Here is a 24625-nt window from a genome sequence, read left to right as displayed (position 1 = left end):
CGAAGTTAGCCGTCGGAACCAACGATGGCAAACCTCGGCGGACTGCGTATATGGGCCCGGTCTGGATGTCCCCGGCCACGGTGCCCGCACGTGACCTCTCGCAGAAATCAGGTCGCGGTACCGCAAGTGAGCTCAGCGCTCCTTCGTGGGAAGGACAAAGATCTGGCCGGGATAGATGCGATCCGGATTGCGGATCTGCTGGCGGTTGGCGTTGTAGATCACCGCGTATCGCGTGCCGGCACCATAGGCGAGCTGGCTGATGCGCCAAAGGCTGTCACCGCGGGATACGGTGGTCGTGACAATGCCGGGCACGACCACGGCAGACGGCGATCCACCGACGGGTGGCGTGATGGCAGCGGCAAGCCGCGGCCCTGATGCAATTGCATTCTTCTCGTTGGACGCGGCGCTCTGCTCCGGCACGGACCCTGTGGCCATCACCGCATCCGGGACGTTGAACGGAACCTCCGCCCGCGACCGGACCGCTCCAGCGCTGCCCTCCACTTCGTCCAGCCTAACGCGATAGCTGCCGGGCGCCACACCCTTGTTGATGGTCACCGCAAAGCGTCCATCGGCGGCCGCTGTCACAGACGCCAGATAACTGTCGTTGAGATAAAGTCTGATCGTCGCACCGGGGCGAGAGCGGCCGCTGATGTAGAGCTTGCCGCCCGCCTCCGTCTCGACCGTCTCCACAGCAACCGGACCGCCTGCCGGCGCGGGCGTTGCCGGCTGCGACAGGACCACGGTCGGCTTGCCCGGGGTCATCAAGGCCGCCACCGGCCGTTCCTGCTGGCCCGGCTCGATCACCACCGCCACACTTTGCCGGGATGTGATTTGCTTGCCGTCGGGCTGCGTGACCCGCAGGGTCAGGTCGTAGCTGCCCGCCGGAAGCCGGGGCGGCACCATGGCAAATTGCCCGGAGCGATCGGCAACCGCACGGTCATGCGGCTCACCGTTCCGCAGCAGTTCGACCGTCGCACCGGGCGCTGCCCTGCCCGCGATCACCGCATCGCCGCCCGGCTCGATGCTAGCGACATCGAAGGCCGGACCACCGTCACTGACATCCGGCGCTGCTGTGCCGAGTGCGGCCACCACGGCATTGGCCTCCGCCAAGGCCTTTGCGAGCGGAACCGGCTTGTCCTCAGCTACGCCTGTGGCCGGCTTTGTCGCCGTTGGTGCCACGAACGCGACTTTCGGTTGAGACGGCACCTCGTGGCGGACATACGCAAACACAAGCGCGGCAGCCGACACGGCACAGACGACGCACAGACCCAATCCCGGCAGGACCAGTCGGCTCATCGAAGTCGTGGTCATGATGTGTCGCCCGTCGGCCGAAATGCCGGCACGCCGCGACAGTGCGTCGGTTTGGCCGGCCCATCAAGCCCGCCAAACGATTAAATGCACCGGCCGGCCAGTGCGACCAGTGTGCGCCGCAGCGCCAGCAGAGCCAGTGTCGACGTCAATGGCTGATCATCCACGGCCTTGCGCTGGGAAAGCCCTTGGCTCCGCTCTTGCTCTTGGTCATCAGCCGCGAGGCCTTGCCGGAACAGCAGCCGCATCCGGGAGCGTGAGAGGCCTTGTACTCACCCAGCGTCTTCGGCGCATGGGCGCTGCGCTCATTGGTCGCGTGGGCCTTGCGGGTGGAGGCCGGAAGACAGGAGAAATGTGGCGCGGTGAGAATGACGCGCGGCGCCACCGTGCCGCAGGCCGGACAGTCATCCGGCTCGTCACATTCCGCCATCGGGCGCATGTTGGTGAAGGGGCCGCAATCGTCGCAGAGATATTCATAGACCGGCATGTTGGGTCTCCAGAGAGAGGAGCTGTAGCCCGGGTGAGCGTAAGCGACACCCGGGATTGATCGCGATGCGGCTCCCGCATGTCGCTGACGCTCATGCGGGCTACACGGTCAGCTTATTTGTCCTGCGACAGCGGCATGTCGATGCCGCCCTTGATGTGTTTGATCGGCCCCGCCGACGACGGCATGATGTCGAAGTCGAAGATTTCCGTCGGCAGCCACAGGGTGGCGCAGGCGTTGGGCACATCGACCACGCCGGAGATGTGGCCCTGGCATGGCGCGGTGCCGAGGATAGAATAGGCCTGGGCGCCGGAGTAGCCGAACTTCTTCAGATACTCGATGGCATTGAGACAGGCCTGGCGATAGGCGATGTGGACGTCGAGATAATGCTGCTTGCCCTGCTCGTCGACCGAGATGCCCTCGAAAATCAGATAATCCTTGTAGTTCGGCGTCACCGGCGACGGCTTGAACACCGGGTTCTTGATGCCGTATTTGGCCACGCCGTCCTTGATCACATCGACCTTGATGTGCAGCCAGCCGGCCATCTCGATGGCGCCGCAGAAGGTGATTTCGCCGTCGCCCTGGCTGAAGTGCAGATCGCCCATGGAGAGGCCGCCGCCGGGCACATAGACCGGGAAATAGATCTTCGAGCCCCGCGACAGATCCTTGATGTCGCAGTTGCCGCCATGCTCGCGCGGCGGCACCGTGCGTGCGCCCTCCGCCGCCGCCTTGGCCTTGTCGTCACCCTTGAGGCGGCCCATGTGCGCGGTCGGGCCGAAGGGGGGATTGGCAAGACCGGGAACACGGGTCGGATTGGTGGCGATCAGCGCGGTCTCGCGCTCGTTCCAGGTTGCGAGCAGTTTTGGATCGGGCAGACAACCGATCAGGCCGGGATGGATCAGGCCGGCGAAGTTCACGCCGGGAATATGCCGCGACGAGGTGTACATGCCCTTGAAGTCCCAAATCGACTTCTGCGCCAGCGGGAAGTGATCGGTGAGGAATCCGCCGCCGTTCTGCTTGGAGAAAAAGCCGTTGAAGCCCCAGAGGCTTTCCTTCATCGGGCCGACGTCGAGCAGGTCGACCACCAGGAGATCGCCGGGCTCGGCGCCCTTCACCCCGATCGGGCCGGAGAGGAAGTGCACGATCGACAGATCGATGTCGCGGACGTCATCGGCGGAATCGTTGTTCTTGATGAAGCCGCCGGTCCAGTCGTAGGTCTCGATGATGAAGTCATCGCCGGGGCTGACCCATTCCACCATCGGAATATCGGGATGCCAGCGGTTGTGGATCTTGTCGTTTTCATAAGCCGATTGCGTGAGGTCAACCTTGATCAGTGTGTCAGGCATCGAACGCTCCCCTTCTTTTGCAAGTGACGTTTGGAGTTAGACGGACAGGAATTTGGCGATTTGAGCCTCATCGATCCCGGCGCGCGGATCGTCGCGGACGATCTCGCCGTTCTCAATCACCAGCACGCGGTCGGCGATATCCAGCGCAAAGCTCAGCACCTGCTCAGACACCACGATGGAGAGCCCTCGCTCGTCGCGGATTCGTTTGAGCGTCCGCGCCATCTCGCGGATGATCGAGGGCTGGATGCCTTCGGTCGGTTCGTCCAGCAGCAGCACCTTGGGCTTGGTTGCGAGCGCACGGGCGATCGCGAGTTGCTGCTGCTGGCCACCCGAGAGGTTGCCGCCACGGCGACCTTTCATCTCCAGCAGCACCGGAAACAGCTCATAGATATCCGCGGGCACGTTCTTTGCACCCGACGTGACGAGGCCCGTCTCGATATTTTCCTGCACCGTCATGGCGGAAAAAATCATCCGGCCCTGCGGCACATAGGCCAGGCCCTGGGCCACCCGCTCGTAACTCTTGAGTCCGGACACCTCGACGCCGTTCATGGTGACCGAACCGCTTTTGGTCGGCACGATCCCCATCAGGGATTTCATCAGGGTGGTCTTGCCCATGCCGTTGCGGCCCATGATCGCCACGATTTCGTTGGGCGCGACGGAGACATTAAGGCCGTGCAGCACCTCGCTCTGGCCGTAGGCGACATGAAGATCCGAGATTGCCAGCATCACATGTCTCCCGCTCAGTGTCCGAGATAGACTTCGATGACTTTGGGGTCGCTCTTGACCTTGTCCATCGAGCCTTCCGAGAGGATCTGGCCCTGGTGCAGCACCGTAACCTTGTGGGCGATATCCTCGACGAATTTCATGTCGTGCTCGATCACCAGCACCGAACGATCCTTGATGATGCGGTTGAGCAGCTCGGCGGTCTTCACCCGTTCGCTGACGCTCATGCCGGCGACCGGCTCGTCCAGCATCAGAAGTTCCGGGTCCTGGATCAGCAGCATGCCGATCTCCAGCCACTGCTTCTGGCCGTGGCTGAGCAGGTCCGCGCTCATATGGAGGCGATCCTTCAAAAAGATCATCTCGGCGATCTCCTCCACCCGATCGCGCACCGCCGCATCGCGCTTGAACGCCAGCGCGCCGAACACGGTGCGGCCGCGCGGATAGGAGATTTCCAGATTCTCGAACACGGTGAGATCGTCATAGATCGACGGGGTCTGGAACTTGCGCCCGACGCCCGCCTGGACGATCTGGTTTTCCTTCATCCGGGTCAGCTCCTTGCCGCGGAACTGGATGGAGCCCGCGGTGGCCTTGGTCTTGCCGCAGATCAAATCGAGCACGGTGGTTTTACCGGCGCCGTTTGGCCCAATGATGACGCGGATCTCATTCTCGTCGACATAGAAGGAGAGATCGTTGACCGCCTTGAAGCCGTCAAACGACACGGTGAGACTTTCGACCGCGAGCAGGAAGTCCTTGGGTTGATGACCGACCAGCATGATGCCCTCCTCACTCCGCCGGAGCGCCGTCGGCGACCGAACTGTCAGTCCAGCTGCCCTTGTCGGCGCCATTCTTGACCTTGCGTGACAGCAACCTGTCGATCCGCGATTGCACATGGTCGCGCCAGATGCCGGCCAGGCCGTCCGGGAACGCAAGCACCACCGCAATGAACAATGCGCCGAGGCCGAACAGCCACAATTGCGGGAAGGATTCCGACAGGCTGGTCTTGGCGAAATTCACCAGCAGCGTGCCGTAGACGGCGCCGAAGATCGACAGACGGCCGCCCACCGCGGTGTAGATCACCATTTCGATCGAGGGCACGATGCCGACGAAGGACGGCGACATGAAGCCGACCTCGAGAGTGAATAGCGCGCCGCCGATCGCGGCGAACACGGCCGCGGCGCAGAATGCAAAGATCTTAAAGTTGGCGACGCTGTAGCCGGAGAAGCGGACGCGGTCTTCCTTGTCGCGCATCGCTACCAGGATGCGGCCGAGCTTGGAGTGGCGGATGAATTGCGCCACGCCGATGCAGCCGAACAGACAGGCGACCTCGACGAAGTAGAGAATGAACTTGGCGTGGTCGGTGCGGATGTCCCAGCCATTGAGGGTGCGCAGGTCGGTGATGCCATTGATGCCGCCGGTGTAACCCTGCTGGCCCACGATCAGGATGGTCAGGATGGCGGCCACCGCCTGGGTGATGATCGCGAAATAGACGCCGCCGACCCGGCGCTTGAACATCGCCGCACCGATGATGAAAGCGAAGATGGCGGGAACCACCAGAATGGCCACGATGGTGAAGGTCAGGCTGTGAAACGGCTTCCAGAAGAACGGCAGCTGGGTCAGCTGATTCCAGTCCATGAAGTCGGGAATGCCCGGGGTCGACTGGATCTTGGTGTTGGCAACACTCGATGCCTCCAGCTTGAGGAACATCGCCATGCAATAGCCGCCGAGGCCAAAGAACACGCCCTGCCCCAGGCTGAGAATGCCGCCGTATCCCCAGCACAGCACCAGCCCGAGCGCGACAAATGAGTAGGTCAGATACTTGGCCACCAGGTTCAGCCGGAACACATCGAGGCTGACCGGCAGGATCACCACCAGCAGCAGCGCGAGCGCGGCCAATCCCACCAGTTCGGAGCGCGTAAAGAAGCGCGGATTGTCGTTCATAGCCCCAGCCCCCGTCGTGTTATTTGCGGACCTTGAGGGCGAACAGCCCCTGCGGCCGCAGCATCAGAATGCCCACGATCGCGAGCAGCGTGATCACTTGCGCCATCGATCCGGAGGTGAAGAACTCAAGTGTGGAGCGGGCCTGCGAGATGGTGAACGCGGAGGCTATGGTGCCCAGGAGGCTGGCGGCGCCGCCAAACACCACGACCAGGAAGGTGTCGACGATGTAAAGCTGGCCGGCGGTCGGCCCTGTGGAGCCGATCATGGTGAAGGCGCTGCCGGCGATCCCGGCAATGCCGCAGCCCAGCGCGAAGGTGTAGCGATCGACCTTGTCGGTGTTGATGCCGACGGCACCGGCCATGACGCGGTTCTGCATTACGGCGCGCACCTGCTGGCCCCAGCGCGACTTGTACATGATGTAGGCGACAGCCAGCGTGATCAGCACTGTCAGGCACATCACGAAGATGCCGTTGATGGGAATCTCGATGGTGTCGGTGACCTGCTTGGAGCCCATCATCCATTCCGGCAGTTCGACGCCAACCTCGCGGGCGCCGAACACCGAACGATAAGTCTGCTGCAGGATCAGGCTCAGGCCCCAGGTGGCCAGCAGCGTATCGAGCGGACGCTTGTAGAGATGGCGGATCAGCGCCCATTCCACCAGCATGCCCAGTGCGCCTGAGGCAAAGAATGCGAGGATCATCGCAACAAAGAAGTAGCCGCTGAACAGCGCCGGAAAATGCGCCTGGAAGAAGCTCGACGTCAGCCAGGTGACGTAGGCGCCCAGGATCATGAACTCGCCGTGCGCCATGTTGATGACGCCCATCTGGCCGAAGATGATCGCCAGGCCCAGCGCCATCAGCACGAACACCGAGAACAGGATCAGGCCTGCAAAGCCCTGCATCACAAAGATCGAGCTGAGATCACCAAGCGAATAGTCGCCGAACATCAACCTCTCCTGCTGTCGTCTTTGCTAAACGCGGTTGAACTGCAGTTCCGTCATCCTGAGGTGCGCGCTCTTGCGCGCCTCGAAGGATGGAACGGCCCCGGAGCTACCCGCTCGGGCCGTCGCCCTTCGAGGGCCGCTGCGCGGCCACCTCAGGGTGACGGATAACTGTTCCACTTCATCTCATCGTCTCTCCGGAGAGTGCCCGCGCCGCGGGATGAGGACCGCGGCGCGGGGCGTCGGCACGGACCGAACGGTCCGGGCCTGGGAGGCCGAAAACGCTTACTGGTAACCTTTGGGGAACGGATCCGGCTCGACCAGATCCGCGGTCTCGTAGATCAGTTCGTACTGCCCGTCGGCGCGGGCGCGGCCGACGCGGGTCTTGGACCACAGATGATGGTTTTCGTGGATGCGCACATAGCCTTCCGGCGCGCCCTTGAATTCCACGCCCGGGGATGCGGCCGCGACCTTGTCGATGTCGAAGCTGCCGGCCTTCTCCACCGTCAATTTCCACAGCCACGGGCCGAGATAAGCAGCCTGGGTGACGTCGCCGATCACGGTCTTTTCGCCCCACATCTTCTTGAACGCGGGCACGAACGTCTTGTTGTTGGCGTTGTCGAGGGACTGGAAATACTTCATGCAGGCATAGGCGCCGGCGATGTTTTCACCACCGATGCCGTCGATCTCGTCCTCGGTGACCGAGATGGTCAGCAGGGTCTGCTTGGAGAGATCGATGCCGGCGGCCTTGAGCTGCTTGTAGAAGGCGACGTTGGAGCCGCCGACGATGATGGCGTAGATCACGTCCGGCTTGGTCAGCTTGATCTTGTTGATCACCGAGTTGAACTGGGTGTGGCCCAGCGGGAAGTATTCCTCGCCGACCACCTTGCAGCCCTGCAGGTGTCCCTCGATGTGCTTGCGCGCGATCTTGTTGGAGGTGCGCGGCCAGATGTAGTCGGAGCCGAGCAGATAAAAGCTCTTGGCGCTCTTGGTCTTGTTGACCCAGTCGAGGCCGGCGATGATCTGCTGGGTGGCTTCCTGTCCGGTGTAGATGACGTTCTTGGACTGCTCCAGGCCTTCATAGAAGGTCGGGTAGTACAGCATGCCGTTGTACTGCTCGAACACCGGCAGCACCGCCTTGCGCGAGGCCGAGGTCCAGCAGCCCATCACGGCGGCGCACTTGTCGTTGACCAGCAGCTTCTTGGCCTTTTCGGCAAACGTCGGCCAATCGCTGGCGCCGTCTTCCTGGATGAACTTGATCTTGCGGCCGAGCACGCCGCCCGCGGCGTTGATCTGCTCGATGGCAAGCTTTTCGGCTTCGACGGAACCAGTCTCGCTGATGGCCATGGTGCCGGTCACCGAGTGCAGGATACCGACCGTGACCTCGGTGTCGGTGACCGCAAGGCCCGTGGTGTTGACCGCCGACGTTGCCGGCGCCTGTGCCAATGATGGCGTCGGCAGCAGCGACATGGCGGGCAGCGCCGCCATCCCCATCAACAGCTTTCGGCGAAATGCCGATTGCAACCCTCTATCCTGTTCCTCAGACATGATCACCCCTTCTGGTTGTAAGCTCACGTTCTGATCGAGGATTGCTGAAATTGTGCGCTGCACAGATACGCAGGATCGCGTATACTGCACCGCAAAACAGCGACGTAGATTTTGGCAAGAGGTGAGCCGAGGCGGTTCGGCCAATTTGAGGGGTAACAAGGGTGGAGGGGCGGCAGCGGATAGACCGCGTCAGGCGCCAGTACAATCAGTGGGTCGCCAACCAGACGCTGGAAGACTACGCGCTCCGCTTCACCGCCAAGAGCGCGCGACGCTGGTCCGCCGCTCGCGTCGCCAACACCGCGCTCGGCGCGATTTCGTTCCTGGCGCTGGAAGCGATCGGTGGCACCATCACTCTCAATTACGGCGCCACCAATTCAGTCGCCGCCATCCTTGTGGTCAGTGTCATCATCTTCTGCTGCGGGCTGCCGATCGCCTACTATGCCGCGCGCTGCGGCGTGGACATCGATCTGCTGACCCGCGGCGCCGGCTTCGGCTACATCGGCTCCACCATCACCTCGCTGATCTACGCCACCTTCACGTTCATTTTCTTCGCCATCGAAGCGGTGATCCTGGCGATGGCGCTGGAGCTCTGCTTCGGGATCCCCCGCCCGATCGGATATCTGGTCAGCGCCGTGGTGATCATCCCGCTGGTGACCCACGGCATCACGCTGATCAGCCGCTTCCAGCTCTGGACCCAGCCGCTGTGGGTCATCCTGCATATCCTGCCGTTCGCGGCGATCGCCTACGGTAACCGCGACTCCTTTGTCGCCTGGACACAGTTCACCGGCGAGCATGGCAATCCGGCCGGCCATCTCGACCTGCTGCTGTTCGGCACGGCGGCGTCGGTGGTGTTTTCGCTGGTGGCGCAGATCGGCGAACAGGTCGACTTCCTGCGTTTCCTGCCGCGCGATCGCCGCACCTCAAAGACGTCATGGTGGGTGGCGCTGCTCAGCGCCGGCCCCGGCTGGATCGTGATCGGTGCGATCAAGCTGCTGGCGGGATCATTTCTTGCCTTCTTCGCACTCAGTCATGGCATCGCCCCCGAGCACGCGGCAGAGCCGACGCAGATGTATCTGTCGGCCTTCCGATATGTGCTGTCGCAGCCCGACCTGGCGCTGGCGCTGACCGGCACCTTCGTCATTCTCTCGCAGATCAAGATCAACGTGACCAATGCATATGCGGGATCGATCGCCTGGTCGAACTTCTTCTCGCGCCTGACCCACAACCATCCGGGACGCGTGGTCTGGCTGGTGTTCAATGTCGTGGTCGCCGTGCTCCTGATGGAGATCGGGGTCTACAAGGCGCTGGAACAAACGCTGGCGCTCTACTCCAATGTGGCGATCGCCTGGGTCGGCGCGCTGGTGGCGGATCTCGTCATCAACAAACCGCTGGGGCTGCGTCCACAATTGATGGAGTTCAAGCGCGCGCATCTCTACGACATCAATCCGGTCGGTGTCGGCGCCATGGCAATCGCGACCATCGTCTCCGTCAGCGCATTCTACGGCCTGTTCGGACCGACCGCGAAAGCACTGTCGCCGTTCGTGGCGCTATTGGCAGCCTTTGTCTCGGCGCCGGCCATCGCGCTGGCGACGCGCGGCAAATACTACATCGCGCGCAAGCCGAAGCGGAGCTGGCAGGACCTGGAGCAGATTCCCTGCTGCATCTGTGAGCATTCGTTCGAGCCCGAGGACATGGCCTCCTGCCCCGCCTACTCCGGCCCGATCTGTTCGCTGTGCTGCTCCCTCGATGCGCGCTGCCACGACCTCTGCAAGCCGCACGCCCGCGTGCAGGGACAGATCTCGGACTCCCTCGGCAAGATCCTGCCGCAGCGTATCCAGGCATATCTCAACTCCCAGCTCGGGCATTATCTGCGGGTGTTCCTGATCTCGTCCGGCCTGGTCGGGCTGACACTGGGACTGATCTATTTGCAGTCATCCACCGAAATCACCACCGAAGCGGTGCAGCTCTCCGACGTGCTGTGGAAGGTGTTTTTCGCGCTGGTCATCATCATCGCCGTGGTGGCCTGGCTGTTCGTGCTGGCGCAGCAGAGCCGGCGCGCGGCGGAAGACGAAACCCGCCGGCAGACCACGCTGCTGATCCAGGAAATCGATGCCCACAAGCGCACCGATGCCGAACTACAGCGCGCCAAGGAGGTCGCCGAATCCGCCAACCTCGCCAAAAGCCGTTATGTGGTGGGGCTCAGTCATGAACTAAGGTCGCCACTCAATGCCATCAGCGGCTATGCGCAACTGCTGGAACAGGATTCCAGCCTGGAAACCAAGCCGCGCGACCAGGTGCGTGTGGTGCGCCGGAGCGCCGACCATCTCTCCGGACTGATCGACGGCATCCTCGACATTTCCAAGATCGAGGCCGGCCGGCTTTATCTCTCCCGCGACGAGGTCCGCCTCGGCGAATTCCTCGACCAGCTCGTGGGGATGTTCCGGCTGCAGGCCGCCGCCAAGGGCATCGACTTCGTCTTCCGCCGCCCGGGCTATCTGCCACCGGTGGTGTTCGCCGACGAGAAACGGCTGCGCCAGATCCTGATCAACCTGCTCTCCAACGCCATCAAGTTCACGGCCAGCGGCAGCGTGCAGTTCGTGATGCATTACCGCAGCCCGGTCGCCGAGTTCGAAATCATCGACACCGGACCGGGCATCCAGCCGGACGACCTGGAGCGCATTTTCGCGCCGTTCGAGCGCGGCGCGCTCGGCAGCTCGCAGCCGCACACCGGAACGGGCCTTGGGCTCACCATCAGCCGCCTGCTGGCCGGCGTGATGGGGGGCGACATCCGCGTCACCAGCACGGTGGGCACCGGCAGCACCTTCCGCGTCAAACTCCTGCTGTCCGAAGTCACCAACCCGACCCGGATCGCTCCGATCGCGAAACCCGTGTTCGGATATCACGGCCCGCGCAAGACCATCCTGATCACCGATGACGATCCCTCGCACCGCGACCTGCTGCGCCAGGTGCTGAGCCCGCTCGGCTTCATCATCCTCAGCGCGCAGGACGGCCCCTCCTGCCTTGCGCTGGCGCAGCACTGCCGGCCCGATCTGTTCCTGCTCGACATCTCGATGCCGGGCATGGACGGCTGGAGCGTCGCCGAAGCGCTGCGCGGCAGCGGGCATCACCAGGCACGGATCCTGATGATTTCGGCCAGCGCACTGGAAGCCCACGGCATGCCGCTGGCGCAGCCCTTCCACGACGGCTACCTGATGAAGCCGATCGACGTGTCGCGGGTGCTGGAGCAAATCGGACAATTGCTGAAGATTGATTGGCAATACGACAGCCGCGAGAAACCCGAGCCGGTGTGGACGCCGGGCAGCGGCTCGCTGCCGTCGACCCAGGACATGCAGGAGCTGATCGACCTCGGCGAGATCGGCCACGTCCGGGCGATCCAGGCCAAGCTCGATCAGCTGGATGCGGATTATCCTGAGCACACCGCCTTCGTTACCCGGATCCGTTCATTGGTCGACGATTTCGATTTCAACCAATACGCCGCCACCCTGAAAATGCTGTGTTCGCAAGATGTCGATTCCCCGTACCATCAATCCAATGATTCATGATCCGAAACGGCGCGACGTCGCCCTTGTCATCGATGACTCGCCGGAAACGCTGCGGCTCTTGACCGATGCGCTGGATGCCGCCGGCATGACTGTGATGGTCGCGCTCGATGGCGCGGCCGGCATGCGGATCGTCGAGCAGATCACCCCCGACATCATCCTGCTCGACGCGGTGATGCCGGGCATGGACGGTTTCGAGACCTGCCGGCGGCTGAAGGGCGATGCCGGCCTCGGCCATGTGCCCGTGATCTTCATGACGGGATTGGCGGACACCGAGCATATCGTGCGCGGCCTCGATGCCGGCGGCGTCGACTATGTGACCAAGCCGATCGCGATCCAGGAAATGCTGGCGCGCATCAGAGTGCATCTGGCAAATGCGCGGCTGGCGCAGAGCGCCCGGATGGCACTCGACGTCTCCGGTCGCTTTCTGTTTGCGGCCAATCGCGAGGGCAAGGTGGTGTGGGCGACGCCGCAGGCGCAGAAGCTGCTGGGATCGGCGACATCCGACCGGGTCACACTCCCCGCCTCTCTGCCGGATTGGCTGCGGGACATCGAGGACGGACGGGCCGACGCCAAGCCGCCGGCCGCCCCGCTCCTGAACGACCAGCTTCGGCTGCAGTTCATGGGCAAGCTCGGCCCCGACGAATTCCTGTTGCGGATCGCAAAGGAAACCAGCCCTGACACCCCGGCGCAGTTCAGCAAGGAGTTGGGCCTGACTGCTCGCGAAGGCGAAGTGCTGGCGTGGCTCAGCAAAGGCAAGGCCAACCGGGACATCGCCCAGATCCTGGGGCTCAGCCCGCGCACCGTCGACAAACACCTGGAGCAGATCTACGCCAAACTCGGGGTGGAGAACCGTACCGCGGCCGCGGCGATGGCTGTGAAGGCGTCGCGAAAGTGAGGTTGCGAAGAACGATTTTTCGCCGGCCCGCGTCTCAATGTGGCTTGCGAGTGAGACACCGGTTCCATCAGGAAGCGATCTCGAAGTGATTTTTGCTTCGATTAGTTTTTCTTTTTGCGAATCAAAATTAAGCCGTGTGCGCCATCACTGTAGTAGCATCATAACACAGCATCACTTGTAGTAGCGTGATAACACGACGTGCCACGGCTCGACGCAAGCATTGCTGTCGAGCCGGGCCAGTTGTTTCGATTCAGCTTATCTGGCTGCTTATTTGCGCGCTGCGCAGGCGTACATGTTGATTTCCATGCCCACCGGAACTTCGACAACCTTAGGGGTCTTCCAGGCCATTGCATCCTCCAAGAGAGATTTGGACGCGAACACCGCGTCGACATCAAGCCTAGGACCGCGCCCGATACCGCGCAAGAGCGGAAGACCGGGCGACGAGCACCGGCGGACCGGGTCTCATCGCCAAGACTTCTCTCCCGGACAAAACAATTTCTCTCTTGGACAAAGCTGACGGGTCACCCGACCCAGGTTCACGAGCCCAGCGCGACCGGGCGGAAGGCCTGCACCAGTTGCTGGTCCACCTTGCCGCTCATGTGCTCGAGGGTGGAGAAGGCCTTCTCGCGGGTGAATTCGGGTTCGTGGTTGGCCCGCTCCACAAAGGTCGAGAAGATATCGACAATGGTGATGATGCGCACGATGTCCGAGATTTCGCCATTGCGCAGGCGGTCTGGATATCCGGTGCCGTCGAGCAATTCGTGATGATGCAGCACAACGTCGAGCATCTCGCGCGGGAAACTTGCCTGCGCCGAGAGCGCATCGAAGCCGCGGCGGGTGTGCTCGCGCATGGTCTCTTCCTCAGTCGCGCTCAACGCGCTTGCCTTGTTCAGGATAGCGACCGGGATAAACGCCTTGCCGACATCGTGAATGAGGCCGGCCCGCGCCAGCCGGCGCTGGTCTTCCTCGCGCATGCCGAGCTGCTGGCCGAAGGCGACGGCAAAGCCGGTCACCAGCAGGCAGTGCCGGTAGCTGCGGTTATGATGTTTGCGAACGGCGAGGATCCATTCCCGGATCGAGGAGCGCTTGAGCGCTTTCAGGATGCGGGTTTCTTCCTGCATCACGTCATCAGGCGACAGCGGCACGCCTGCACGCAGTTTCTCGAACACGCGCACCAGCGCGGCATGCGCAGCCGCGACGCCGCGCATCAGCGCTTCGCGGGCGGCACTGGACGTCTCGCTCTTCTCGGATGTCTCTGCGAATGACGCGGTCAGCCGGCGCAGAACCGCCTGCGGGTCGAACGGACGCTGGATCGTATCGGTGGCACCGAGAGCCCAAGCCTGGGTCGAGCCGTGATGCAGGGTATCGGCAAGCACGAACAGGCGCGGCATCGACTGATACGCCTTGCTGACTAACTTGTTGCGAACGCGCTGCACGCTCTCAGTCGAGCGCAGGTCGATGTCGACCACGATTCCCGAGAGGCTTTTGGCCGGCTTCTCCGGCATGTCCGACGTGGACACCACATCGACATGGCCGACCATGGACAAAATCTGCTCGAGCTCCCGGCTCCGGTCGCCCCGATCGGACGCCAGAAGCAAATTCCTTCGGCCGAGAGACCCATCAACTAACGACATACTCCAACCCCAGCGATACGCGTACTCAGCTACTCATCGCAGAGGATTAGACAGCAAAAACGGTTCCCGGAGCTTAAGAGGTATGATTAACGTTTCCGGTCGAGAATCGTTAAAATGCCGGACACAGCGCTCATCTCGAAGGTCGCGTTCGACGCAGGCTATTTGGTGTGCAACCGAATTCCCGGCGAATCCATCGTGCCAGATGGGATTGGTGGGCGAAGCCGACCTCCAGCGCGACCTCGCTTGGTCTTAGAGCTCCTTGAAGCAGGAGCACACGCGCCCGCTCCACTCTTCTCCGCAAAACGTAGCGATGAACCGTCAGGCCCGTGGCCACCTTGAACCATGTCCGCAGATGCGAACTGCTGACGCCAGCCTCCCGGCTCAATGTCTCGAGCGTGAGAGGCTGATCCAGGTGAGCGTCGATATAGGACAGCACTCGCTTGAGCTGATTGGGGGAAAGGCGGATCGCACGCGCGGGTGGATCTTCAGTCAGGCCGAGCAGCTGAATTGCCAGCGCGACGCCGACGCTCTCGGCATACAAGATTCCGCTTGGCGAACTCGCCGTGAGGTCATTTTCGAGAGCTCGAGCCAACAAGAAAATTCGGTCGTTGCGCAGCATATGGCGCATTTCAAACGCCCCGGCACTTGCGGGGCGCCCGATCTCGGCTGCGACACGATCCAGTACCGTGGGCGAAAGACGGATCTCAAGCGACTCGTAGGCTGTCTCCGCATCGAATCCGCCAGCAGTTCCGGATGGAATGAGGTCGATGTCGCCCACTTCGCGCAGAGCCGGGTATCCCGTCTCGCGACAAAAGGAACGGGTGGCGGGACTGAGGTGCACTCTGATCCGATGAGCATCGATCGCCGGCAACGGATGCGAGCCCGGCTCGCCATGCGTTGATGCAATACTGACGGCGGTCGACCATGGAGCTGAATCGATCTGAGGACGCATTGGCTACTTCTCGAACTCTTGGCGGAACGTATCCAATATTTGGCGGATCGTGCTCGAATTTCAACGGCACCAAGCGCTAAAGCTGATTTCTTGGAATCAGCGCTGAGGATCCGGAAATGAGTTTTTATGTCGTTGTTGGAGCTGGCCCTGTCGGTCGTGAGACAGCACGCCTTCTTGCGGAAGAAGGACACCATGTCGTTCTGACCAGCAGGAACGCAGGTTCGCTGGAGACAAACTCCGTGCGCACCGTTTCGGCAGATGCCAGCGATGCAATGCAATTGGCTGGGATCAGCAAAGGCGCGGACGCGATCCTGATGTGCGCCATGGCCGCCTACCACCGATGGCCGACGGACTTCTTTCCGATCATGGACGGGACAGTCAAGGCCGCCGAGGCGGTGGGCGCCAAGATCGTCATTCTCGGCAATCTGTACGCCTATGGTGAAAACGCCACAATCCCCCTTCGACCAGACCTGACGCCGGATCCGACCACGAGAAAGGGCGCGGTTCGAAACGTGATGTGGCAGCGTGCTGTCCGATCGAACGTTCCTGCCGTCGAGGTCCGGGCCAGCGACTATCTGGGCCGGGGAGCGGTCACGTATTTTTCGCTGCTTGCATTGCCCTCCCTTCTTAGGAATGAAGCGGTCCAGTTTCCGGGGGATCCAGACGCGCTCCACGCCTGGTCGTTTACCAGGGACACCGCGAAGACGCTGGTGGCGGCCGCGCACTATACCGGGCCATGGGGGCATGCGTTTCATGTGCCAACGCAGAACGCGTCAATCCGCGAGCTGATTGGAAAGTTCGCAATTGCCCTCAACCGCGAAGCGCCTGAACTGCGCCGGCTCACATCGATCGAACTGGAAGGACTTGGCTTCAGGGAAGCCATCGAGATGTCCTACCTGTTCGACAAACCGCTGCTGGTCGACGCGGATGATACCGAGCGACTCCTCGGCGTCCGCGCCAGCAGCCTCGAAACGATGATCCAGGACACCTTGGCAGATCAGAACCAGGGGAATTTGGACCGCTAATGACGTCATGGCGGCGGCCCGATATCAGCGGACCGCCGCAGACGTCAGCTCTTGCCATCCTGCGCAGCGGACGCTGTCGGAACGTTCTTGCGTTGTGGCGCGCCAGCGATGCGCACCTGATCGTTGTCGGCCAATCCGTCCGGCGGCGTCAGGATCACCCGGTCGTCGGCGGCAAGTCCCGTTGCGATCTCGATCTCGCGGCCGAGATCGCGCGCGATCGTCACCTTCTTGAACAGCACGCGATCGTTCGCGCCGACGGTGGCGACACGCAGGCCGTTCTGGTCGAAGATCAATGCGCTGGCCGGAATGTGCAGCGGTTGCACGTCGCGTGACAGATCCAGCCGCACATTGCTGTAGCTGCCGGGCAAGAGCTCGCCCTTGTCGTTCTCGACACCGAGCTGCATGCGGGTGGTACCCGACGACACATCGACGGCCTGGGATGAGGATTCCACCACCGCCTGGAACGCGCGCTCCGGATATTCCGGAACGGTGATAGAGCCCTTGGTGCCGATCTTGATGGACGGCACATAATTCTGCGGAACGTTGACATAGACGCGCAGCTTCTTGATGTCCGAAATCACGAACATCGCGGCACCACCGTTGCCGGCGTTGATCAGGGCGCCGACGTCGGTATCACGCGCGGTGACGATGCCGTCGAACGGCGCCGTCAGCCGCTTGTAGGCAGCCAGCGCTTCCAGCCGGTCGACATTGGCCTGGCCGGACTTGACCAGCGCGTTCTTGCTGTTCAGGTCGGCGGTGCGCTCGTCGACGTCCTGCTGTGATGCGAAATTCTGCGTCAGCAGGGTTTGCCGGCGTTTCAAGGTTGCTTCCGAGAGCTTGGCCGCGGCCTGCGCATTCGCAAGATCGGCGCGGGCCTGCAGCAACTGCTGGTCGAGATCCGGGGCTTCGATCTCAGCCAGGAGATCGCCGGACTTCACGCGCGCGCCGATGTCCACTTTCCAACTGGTCACATAACCGCTGACGCGCGCGAAAATCGGCGCGCGGGAGTAAGCCTCGAGCCGTCCGGGCAAGTTGAGTGCCGGGGTCAGCGTCTTGCTGCCCGGTGGGGCGACCGCGACGGTCGGAATCGACTGGGTCTCGGTCCACTCGCGCAGATGCGCATCGCCCTTCTCGCGAGCCACGATGCCGGTCACGACCACGACAATCAGGCCAATGCCGACCACCACGCCGACAATACTGAGCTTCCGGCCGCTGATTGCGGAAGCGGGTTGTTCAGGCGGCATGGGGCGTCTCCGTTGGCGCAGCAGAAGGGGTTTGCCGTTTCCCATGGACCAGACTGAATACCACGGGAACGAACAGCAGGGTTGCAATTGTTGCGAAAATCAGGCCGCCGACCACAGCCCGGCCGAGCGGGGCGTTCTGTTCGCCGCCCTCCCCGAGCCCGAGCGCCATCGGCGCCATGCCGATAATCATGGCCAGCGCGGTCATCAGAACCGGGCGGAACCGGACGAAGCCGGCGTCCAGCGCCGCCGCGATCGGGTCGCCCAATTCTTCAAGGCGTTCGCGGGCGAAGCTGATCACCAGCACGCTGTTGGCGGTGGCGACGCCCATGCACATGATGGCGCCGGTCAAAGCGGGCACCGATAGCGTGGTCTGGGTCGTGAACAGCATCCAGACGATGCCGGCGAGCGCCGCAGGCAACGCCGTGATGATCACGAACGGATCGGACCATGACTGGAAATTGACCACGATCAGCAGATAAATCAGCACGATGGCGCCGAGCAGGCCGAACAGCAGCCCGGAGAAGGCGCTGTTCATGGTCTTCACCTGCCCCTGCAGCACCACCGAACTGCCTTTCGGCACATCCTTCGCGGTATCGGCAACCACCTTCTGGATGTCGGCCGCGACGGCGCCAAGGTCGCGATCCTGGGTGGTGGCGTAGATCTGCACCATCGACTGGATGTTGTATTGCGACACCACCGCATTCGACGTGGTGCGCGAGATGTTGGCGATGCCGCCAAGGATCGGCAGCGAGCTGATGCCCGTCGCGGTGATCGGCAGCGTCTGCAAAGCGCCCAAGGAGTCGATCTGATACTGCGGCGTCTGCATCACGATCGGATAGGAAATGCCGTTGTCCGGATTGAGCCAGTAGGTCGGCGACACCTGCGAGCTGCCGGCAAGATTCACCACAAGGCTGTTGGTGACGTCGCGTTCGGTCAGTCCGATGTATTGGGCGCGGGTGCGATCCACATCCACGTTGAAGGTGGGATTGCTCTGCGACTGCTGGATGCGGGCGTCGGCGACGCCCGGGATATGGCGGATCTTGTTCAGCACCAAGTTAGCGTAAGTGAAGTTGGCCGGAAGATTGGCGCCACGGATCTGCAGATCAATCGGCGCCGGCGCACCGAAGTTCAGGATCTGGCTGACGATGTCGGCCGGCAGGAAGGCGAAGGTGGTACCAGGGAACGCCCGCGGCAGCTCCTCGCGCAGCAGGCGAACATACTCCGCCGTCGGGCGATGGTCTTCCTTCAGCTTGATCTGGATATCGCCGTCCTGGGCTCCGATCACGCCGGTGTTGTTGTAGGTCATGTTGATGCCGCTGATCGGCATGCCGATGTTGTCGACGATGGTGTCGAGCTGACTGGCCGGAATCAGCTTGCGGATCGCCTTGGTGATATCGGCGAACTGCGACGAGCTTTCCTCGACCCGGGTGCCGACCTGGGTGCGGACATGCATCAGGATCTGGCCGGTATCGACGGCGGGAAAGAAATTCCGCCCCAGGAACGGCGTCAGCAGGAACGACACCCCGACAAACGCCAGAAAGCCGCCGACGAAGACGGCGCGATGCGCCAGCGCCATTTCCAGCAGGCCGCGATAGCCGGCACGGAATTTTTCAAAACCGGCTTCGAATCCGCGCTGGAACCGAACCAGCGGATTGCGCGAGGGCGGCTTGTCATGGGCATCGGTGTCGTGGGCGCGCAGCAGGTAATTCGCCATGGTCGGCACCAGGGTGCGCGACAGGATGAACGACCAGATCATCGCGAACATCACCGCTTCGGCCATCGGCACAAACAGGAAGCGGGCGACGCCGTCGAGGAAGAACATCGGCACGAACACGATGCAGATACAGAGCAACGACACGAAGGCCGGCGTCACAATTTGCTGCGCACCGTCCATGATCGAGGTCTCGACATCCTTGCCGTGTTCGAGATGCCAGTTGATGTTTTCGATCGTCACCGTGGCGTCGTCGACCAGGATGCCCACCGCCAGCGCAAGACCGCCGAGGGTCATGATGTTCAGCGTCTCGCCGATCAGCGACAGCGCAATGATCGCGCCGAGAATGGCCAGCGGGATCGAGGTTGCGATGATCACGGTCGAGCGCCAGCTGCCGAGAAACAGCAGGATCATGATGCTGGTCAGTGCCGCCGCGATGGCGCCTTCGACCGCAACCCCGGTGATGGCGCCGCGTACGAATACCGACTGGTCGGCCAGCAGCGAGATCTTGAGCTGCTCGGGCAGCGTGTCCTTCATCTGCACGAGAGTCTGCTTGATGCCGGCGATGATCGCCAGCGTCGAGGCCGAGCCGTTCTTCAGCACCTGCAGCAGCGCCGAGCGGTTGCCCTCCACATGCACGATGTTGGTCTGCGGCGGGTTGCCGTCGCGGACCTGGGCGACATCGCGCAGATAGACCATCGCGCCGTTGACCGCCTTGATCGGCAGGTTGCCCAGATCCTCCAGCCTCGCAGCCGCATTGTTGAGCTGGATCGTGTATTCGAAACTGCCGATCTTCTGGGTGCCGACCGGGGTGATCAGGTTCTGGGCCGCCAGCGTATTGGCGACGTCCTGCCCGGAGAGGCCGCGGGCCTGCATGGCGCCGGAATCCAGATCGATCTGGACCTGGCGCTGCTTGCCGCCGAACGGATAGGGAATCGCGGCGCCCGGGATGGTCACCAGCGGGGTGCGGACCACATTGATGGCGAGGTCGCCGAGATTTTGCTCGGTCAGCCCCTCGCCGGCCAGTGCGATCTGCAGGATCGGAACCGTGGCGGCGCTGTAGTTCAGGACCAGCGGCGGCGTCGCACCCGGCGGCATCTGCTTGAGCAGGGTTTGCGAGATCGCCGTCACCTGCGCATTGGCGGTGCGGATGTCCACATTGGGCTGGAAGAAGATCTTGATGATGCCGAAGCCGTTGTAGGAGTTGGCTTCGATGTGCTCGATGTCATTGACGGTGGTGGTCAGCGCCTTCTGGAACGGCGTCGTGATACGCCCGGACATCTGATCCGGCGGCAAACCCGTGTACTGCCAGACCACGCCGATCACCGGAATGCGGATCTCGGGGAAAATATCGGTCGGGGTGCGCAAGGCGGCGAGCGGCCCGACGATCAGGAGCAGCAGGGCCAGCACGACGAATGTATAAGGGCGCGTCAGCGCGATGCGAACAAGATTGATCATCGGCGCGCCGTTATCCCTGCCGCGCGGCCATGGACGCGCCCTGGTTGATTCTGGAATCCCCACCGCGCCGCTGTTTCAAAACGGCGCCCCACATCACGCATGTCGTCTCTCGATCCCACCTTTGTCATTGCAACTTCCCCGGTGGGCGGTCTGGGTTGCGACCTCTAATTAAGGCGACCGAACCGACGCGATTAGCCGTCCCGGGCCGCATAATCATATGAACAGGATTCATAAATTCAGTACTTTATGGCTCGACGTCAGGGTCTGCCGTTCCCCCAGCTCAAGCTCACACAGGGCCGATCATCGGCATGCCATTCCCCGATCCGCGGCCAAGTCAAACATGTCTGTTGTTTTTTAGGAATCCCCTCGCCCAACTGATATACCAGACCGCTATCGGGCGCCGCAACGACGTCTCGAAAAAGTGAAGTGGTGCAAATAGGATACCGCAACTGCAATGGCCCGTTTTCGAGGCGTTCGGGAGATGCTAAAGCGCGCAAATGCCTTATGCGGTCGCAGCCCTTTATCAATTCGTCCCGTTGCCGGACTTCCGTGCGCTGCGGGAACCATTGCGCGACCTTTGCGAAGGGCTCGGACTGAAGGGTTCCCTACTGTTGGCCCATGAGGGCCTGAACGGCACCATCAGCGGCCTGCCCGACGCGATCGACCGCTTCGTCGATGAGCTGCGAAACGGCCCCCTGTTCGGCGGCCGGCTCGACGGCCTCGAACTGAAACTATCGACCGCAACGGACATGCCGTTCCGCCGGCTGAAGATCCGCCTCAAGAAGGAGATCGTCACCCTCGGCGACAACATAGCCGACCCCACCCGCCGGGTCGGCACCTATGTGGCGCCCGCCGACTGGAATGAGCTGCTGGCCGCGCCGGATGTGCTTGTCATCGACACCCGCAATGCGTTCGAGGTGGAGATGGGCACCTTCGAAGGCGCCGTGGACCCGAAGATGGCGCGCTTCAGCGACTTCCGCGACTTCGCCAAGTCCGCGCTCGACCCCGCCAGGCACAAGAAGATCGCAATGTTCTGCACCGGCGGCATCCGCTGCGAGAAGGCCAGCTCCTATTTGCTGTCGCACGGCTTCGAACAGGTCTATCACCTCAAGGGGGGCATCCTCAGATATCTCGAGGATATTCCGGAATCGGACAGCCGCTGGCGCGGCGGCTGCTTCGTGTTCGACGAGCGCGTCGCGCTCGGACATGGACTTGTCGAGCAGACACCCGTTCGTGAAACGGAAACCAGCGGCTCGTGCGATGAGTGATGTGGCAACCGACCGGCTCGACGCCCTCGAAATCCGCGTCGCCTACCAGGACGAGATCATCGAGACGTTGAACAAGACTGTGACAGCGCAGTGGGCCCAGATCGATGCGCTGAAGCGCGAGGTCGCCCGCCTGACCGATCGCGTGCAGGACGCGGAAAGCAAGTCAGGTGTATCAGCCCAGCAGGAACCGCCACCGCCACATTATTGAGCAGCGGCGGGCAATTCAGTCAAACGTTTAAAACGAGCAAGCACTTGCCGGTTTTCGATCCGCCGATCGATGACGGCCTCCCCTTGCATTGCACAATGCTGAAATGAGCAGACGTTGCCGCAGCCGGGCATTCACCCCTTGACTTGATCTTTTCCCGACGGGCACTCTGAAACTCCCAAAAATAAACGCATCGGAGTCAAATCCAGATGCTTGAGGGAGTAACGACATGCGACCATTTCTGAAGCTGCTCGCATCCGCGAGTGTCGTGAGTTTCGGCGCACTCATCTTCGCGGCGCCGGCGTCAGCCCAGCAACCACCCATCAAGATCGGCATCCCGACCTCGATCCAGCTCCAGGTCGGACGCGACACCCAGAATGCCGCCAAGATCGCGGCGGACGAAATCAACGCCAAGGGCGGCCTGCTCGGCCGCAAGATCGAACTGGTGGTCGCGGATGAGACCGAAAATCCGGAACAGGGCATCGCCGCGATCAAGAAGCTGACCGCCGACGACAAGGTCGACGTCCTGATCGGCGGCTACACCAGCGGCGTGACGCTGGCGCAGTTGCCGCATATCTCCAACGCCAAAACCATCTATATCGGGGTCGGCGCTGCATCGCCCGCGATCACGGCGAAGGTCAAGAGCGACTACGAGAACTACAAATACATCTTCCGCGCCTTCCCGATCAACGCGGCGCACCAGGCCCGCGCGCTGGTCGACTTCATCAACGGCAAGCTTAAAGGCGATCTCAAGCTCAGCAAGATCGCCATTGTCGGTGAAAACGCCAAATGGGTGCAGGACCTGGTGCCGATCCTGAAGAAGGGCGCGACCGACGGCGGCACCGAAGTGAAGATGGCCGAGCTGTTCGACACCTCGACCTCCGACTTCTCCCCGCTGTTCGCCAAGGTCAAGGACAGCGGCGCGCAATACCTGATCGTGATCCTGTCGCACGCCTCGTCCGACATCTTCGTCAAGCAGTGGCATGACGCCCAGGTGCCAATTCCGATCGGCGGCATCGACGTGAAAAGCCAGGACGCCGATTTCTTCACCCGCGTCGGCGGCAAGGCCAACTCGGAGACCGTCGGCCTGTTCGCGATCCGCGCCCCGCTGACCCCGAAGACCATCCCGTTCTGGGATGAATTCGTGAAGCGGTTCGGAACCGCTCCCGTCTATACCGGCATCGGCGCCTACGACGCTGTTTACGTCTATGCCGACGCCGTCGCCCGCGCCAAGTCGACCGATCCCAACGCGGTCATCAAGGAGCTCGAGAAGACCGACCATGTCGGCATCGCCGGCAAGCTGGTGTTCGACGAGACCCATGATGTGAAGACCGGCCCCGGCCTGCAAAACCTGCTGTTCGTGCAGTGGCAGAAGGACGGCGCGCGCGTGGTGGTGTGGCCGAAGGAAGCCGCCACCGGCAAGATGATCAACCCGCCCTGGCTGAGCAACTGACAGCCTGTGTTTCGAACGATGGCCGGACCTCAATCGGGTCCGGCCATTTACTGAACTCGGTTCGATGCAGGTCACATGCTTCAAATCCTGATCTATGGTGCGGTCTCCAGCGCGATCTACGCCATGCTGGCGGTCGGCTTCACCCTCATCTTCGGCGTCGCCCGCATCCTCAATCTGGCCCACGGCTCGTTCTACGCGCTCGGCGCCTATTCGGCCTACGTCTTCACCGCCATTTTCAAGCTGCCGCTGTTCATCGCGGCGCCGCTTGCCATGCTGCTGGTGGCGGGCTTTGGCGTGGTGATGGAGCGCTATCTGGTTCGCCCGCTGCGGCACTCGCAGCTTGCGGTGCTGATGATCACCCTTGCGGTGTCGCTGGCGGTCGAACAGGGCCTGTTCATCACCTTCGGCTCCGAATACCGCAATGTGCCCAGCTTTGTCGCCGACAAGCTCAGCATCGGCGGCGTCGACATCAGCGGCCAGCGGCTGTTGGCGCTGGTAGCCTCGGTGCTGATGCTGTGCTGCCTGTGGCTGTTCATCCAGCGCACCCGGCTCGGTGCCGCCATTCTCGCGGTATCGCAGGACCCGCAGGCGGCGGAATACATGGGCATCCCGACCAACCGCATCTTCTCCATCGTGATGGCGATCTCGGCAGGCACCGCGGCGCTGGCCGGCGTGCTGGTGTCGCCGTTCCTCACGGTGCAGCCGACCATGGGGCTGCTGCCGATGGTGAAGGCGTTCGCCATTGTGATTGTCGGCGGCCTGGGCTCGATCCCCGGAAGCATCCTGGCGTCGCTGCTGCTGGGATATTCCGAGACCATCGTCGCTTACCTCGTCTCGACGTCCTGGACCGAACTCGTATCGCTCGTTGCCGTCGTCATCACTCTCATGGTCAGGCCGTCGGGCCTGCTCGGCCGGCGGGCGGCATTTTAG

At 62.4% G+C, this 24625-nt stretch carries 20 protein-coding genes; 7 read left to right on the top strand and 13 right to left on the bottom strand.

Annotation, left to right across the window (positions count from 1 at the left end; translation table 11 throughout):
• Positions 1-132: 132 nt before the first annotated feature.
• The 8 genes from RS897_RS28985 to urtA form a co-directional block, all read right to left on the bottom strand.
• The gene (locus tag RS897_RS28985) at positions 133-1311 is read right to left on the bottom strand and encodes a LysM peptidoglycan-binding domain-containing protein (RefSeq protein WP_315832128.1); all 1179 of its coding nucleotides are present in this window, start codon (positions 1309-1311) and stop codon (positions 133-135) included.
• Positions 1312-1456: 145 nt separating this feature from the next.
• Entirely contained in the window at positions 1457-1795 is a 339-nt protein-coding gene (locus tag RS897_RS28980; protein WP_315832127.1) for an FmdB family zinc ribbon protein, read from the bottom strand.
• A gap of 113 nt (positions 1796-1908) precedes the next feature.
• Positions 1909-3138 (bottom strand): formamidase, encoded by a 1230-nt coding sequence (fmdA, locus tag RS897_RS28975; RefSeq protein ID WP_315832126.1) that lies wholly within the window; start codon positions 3136-3138, stop codon positions 1909-1911.
• A gap of 36 nt (positions 3139-3174) precedes the next feature.
• Positions 3175-3864: an urea ABC transporter ATP-binding subunit UrtE gene (gene urtE / locus RS897_RS28970; protein WP_315832125.1), complete on the bottom strand. Its 690-nt coding sequence runs from the start codon at positions 3862-3864 to the stop codon at positions 3175-3177.
• A gap of 14 nt (positions 3865-3878) precedes the next feature.
• Positions 3879-4634, bottom strand: coding sequence for an urea ABC transporter ATP-binding protein UrtD (gene urtD, locus RS897_RS28965; protein ID WP_315832124.1), 756 nt, complete (start codon positions 4632-4634; stop codon positions 3879-3881).
• Positions 4635-4644: 10 nt separating this feature from the next.
• On the bottom strand, positions 4645-5799 hold the full coding sequence (urtC, locus tag RS897_RS28960) for an urea ABC transporter permease subunit UrtC (RefSeq protein WP_315832123.1): 1155 nt from the start codon (positions 5797-5799) through the stop codon (positions 4645-4647).
• A gap of 19 nt (positions 5800-5818) precedes the next feature.
• Positions 5819-6745 (bottom strand): urea ABC transporter permease subunit UrtB, encoded by a 927-nt coding sequence (urtB, locus tag RS897_RS28955; RefSeq protein ID WP_315832122.1) that lies wholly within the window; start codon positions 6743-6745, stop codon positions 5819-5821.
• 279 nt (positions 6746-7024) lie between these two features.
• Complete coding sequence (gene urtA, locus RS897_RS28950; RefSeq protein WP_315832121.1) at positions 7025-8287, bottom strand: urea ABC transporter substrate-binding protein; 1263 nt, start codon at positions 8285-8287, stop codon at positions 7025-7027.
• A gap of 161 nt (positions 8288-8448) precedes the next feature.
• Between urtA and RS897_RS28945 the strand changes: the two genes are divergently transcribed.
• Together RS897_RS28945 and RS897_RS28940 are read left to right on the top strand one after the other, a co-directional pair.
• A complete protein-coding gene (locus RS897_RS28945; protein ID WP_315832120.1) occupies positions 8449-11850 on the top strand; it encodes a hybrid sensor histidine kinase/response regulator in 3402 nt (1133 codons plus the stop codon).
• Positions 11840-12745 (top strand): response regulator, encoded by a 906-nt coding sequence (locus RS897_RS28940; protein WP_315838777.1) that lies wholly within the window; start codon positions 11840-11842, stop codon positions 12743-12745. Before RS897_RS28945 ends, RS897_RS28940 begins: the two co-directional genes overlap by 11 nt.
• Positions 12746-13012: 267 nt before the next feature.
• Here RS897_RS28940 and pqqA read toward each other — a convergent pair whose 3' ends face one another.
• From pqqA to RS897_RS28925, 3 genes are all read right to left on the bottom strand, one after another.
• A complete protein-coding gene (gene pqqA, locus RS897_RS28935) occupies positions 13013-13093 on the bottom strand; it encodes a pyrroloquinoline quinone precursor peptide PqqA (RefSeq protein ID WP_315838776.1) in 81 nt (26 codons plus the stop codon).
• Positions 13094-13281: 188 nt separating this feature from the next.
• Positions 13282-14379 (bottom strand): HD-GYP domain-containing protein, encoded by a 1098-nt coding sequence (locus RS897_RS28930; RefSeq protein ID WP_315832119.1) that lies wholly within the window; start codon positions 14377-14379, stop codon positions 13282-13284.
• Positions 14380-14509: 130 nt separating this feature from the next.
• Entirely contained in the window at positions 14510-15331 is an 822-nt protein-coding gene (locus RS897_RS28925; RefSeq protein ID WP_315832118.1) for a helix-turn-helix transcriptional regulator, read from the bottom strand.
• 116 nt (positions 15332-15447) lie between these two features.
• Between RS897_RS28925 and RS897_RS28920 the strand changes: the two genes are divergently transcribed.
• Positions 15448-16356 carry an NAD(P)H-binding protein gene (locus RS897_RS28920; RefSeq protein WP_315832117.1) on the top strand — a complete coding sequence of 303 codons (909 nt, stop codon included), beginning with the start codon at positions 15448-15450 and terminating at the stop codon, positions 16354-16356.
• Positions 16357-16400: 44 nt separating this feature from the next.
• Here RS897_RS28920 and RS897_RS28915 read toward each other — a convergent pair whose 3' ends face one another.
• On the bottom strand, positions 16401-17600 hold the full coding sequence (locus RS897_RS28915) for an efflux RND transporter periplasmic adaptor subunit (protein WP_315832116.1): 1200 nt from the start codon (positions 17598-17600) through the stop codon (positions 16401-16403).
• The gene (locus RS897_RS28910) at positions 17590-20769 is read right to left on the bottom strand and encodes an efflux RND transporter permease subunit (protein ID WP_315832115.1); all 3180 of its coding nucleotides are present in this window, start codon (positions 20767-20769) and stop codon (positions 17590-17592) included. Before RS897_RS28910 ends, RS897_RS28915 begins: the two co-directional genes overlap by 11 nt.
• Positions 20770-21266: 497 nt before the next feature.
• On the opposite strand from RS897_RS28910, the gene trhO reads away from it, so the two are divergent.
• The 4 genes from trhO (at position 21267) to RS897_RS28890 (ending at position 24625) form a co-directional block, all read left to right on the top strand.
• Positions 21267-22037, top strand: a complete 771-nt coding sequence (gene trhO, locus RS897_RS28905; protein WP_315832114.1) for an oxygen-dependent tRNA uridine(34) hydroxylase TrhO — start codon at positions 21267-21269, stop codon at positions 22035-22037.
• On the top strand, positions 22030-22245 hold the full coding sequence (locus RS897_RS28900) for a SlyX family protein (RefSeq protein WP_315832113.1): 216 nt from the start codon (positions 22030-22032) through the stop codon (positions 22243-22245). Before trhO ends, RS897_RS28900 begins: the two co-directional genes overlap by 8 nt.
• Positions 22246-22471: 226 nt before the next feature.
• Positions 22472-23695 (top strand): ABC transporter substrate-binding protein, encoded by a 1224-nt coding sequence (locus tag RS897_RS28895; RefSeq protein ID WP_315832112.1) that lies wholly within the window; start codon positions 22472-22474, stop codon positions 23693-23695.
• Between the two features lie 75 nt (positions 23696-23770).
• Positions 23771-24625 carry a branched-chain amino acid ABC transporter permease gene (locus tag RS897_RS28890; protein ID WP_315832111.1) on the top strand — a complete coding sequence of 285 codons (855 nt, stop codon included), beginning with the start codon at positions 23771-23773 and terminating at the stop codon, positions 24623-24625.

The sequence above is a fragment of the Bradyrhizobium prioriisuperbiae genome, assembly GCF_032397745.1.
GTDB classification, from domain to species: domain Bacteria; phylum Pseudomonadota; class Alphaproteobacteria; order Rhizobiales; family Xanthobacteraceae; genus Bradyrhizobium_A; species Bradyrhizobium_A prioriisuperbiae.
Note: the sequence above shows the minus strand (reverse complement) of the source record. Positions and strands in the feature narration are given on the sequence as shown.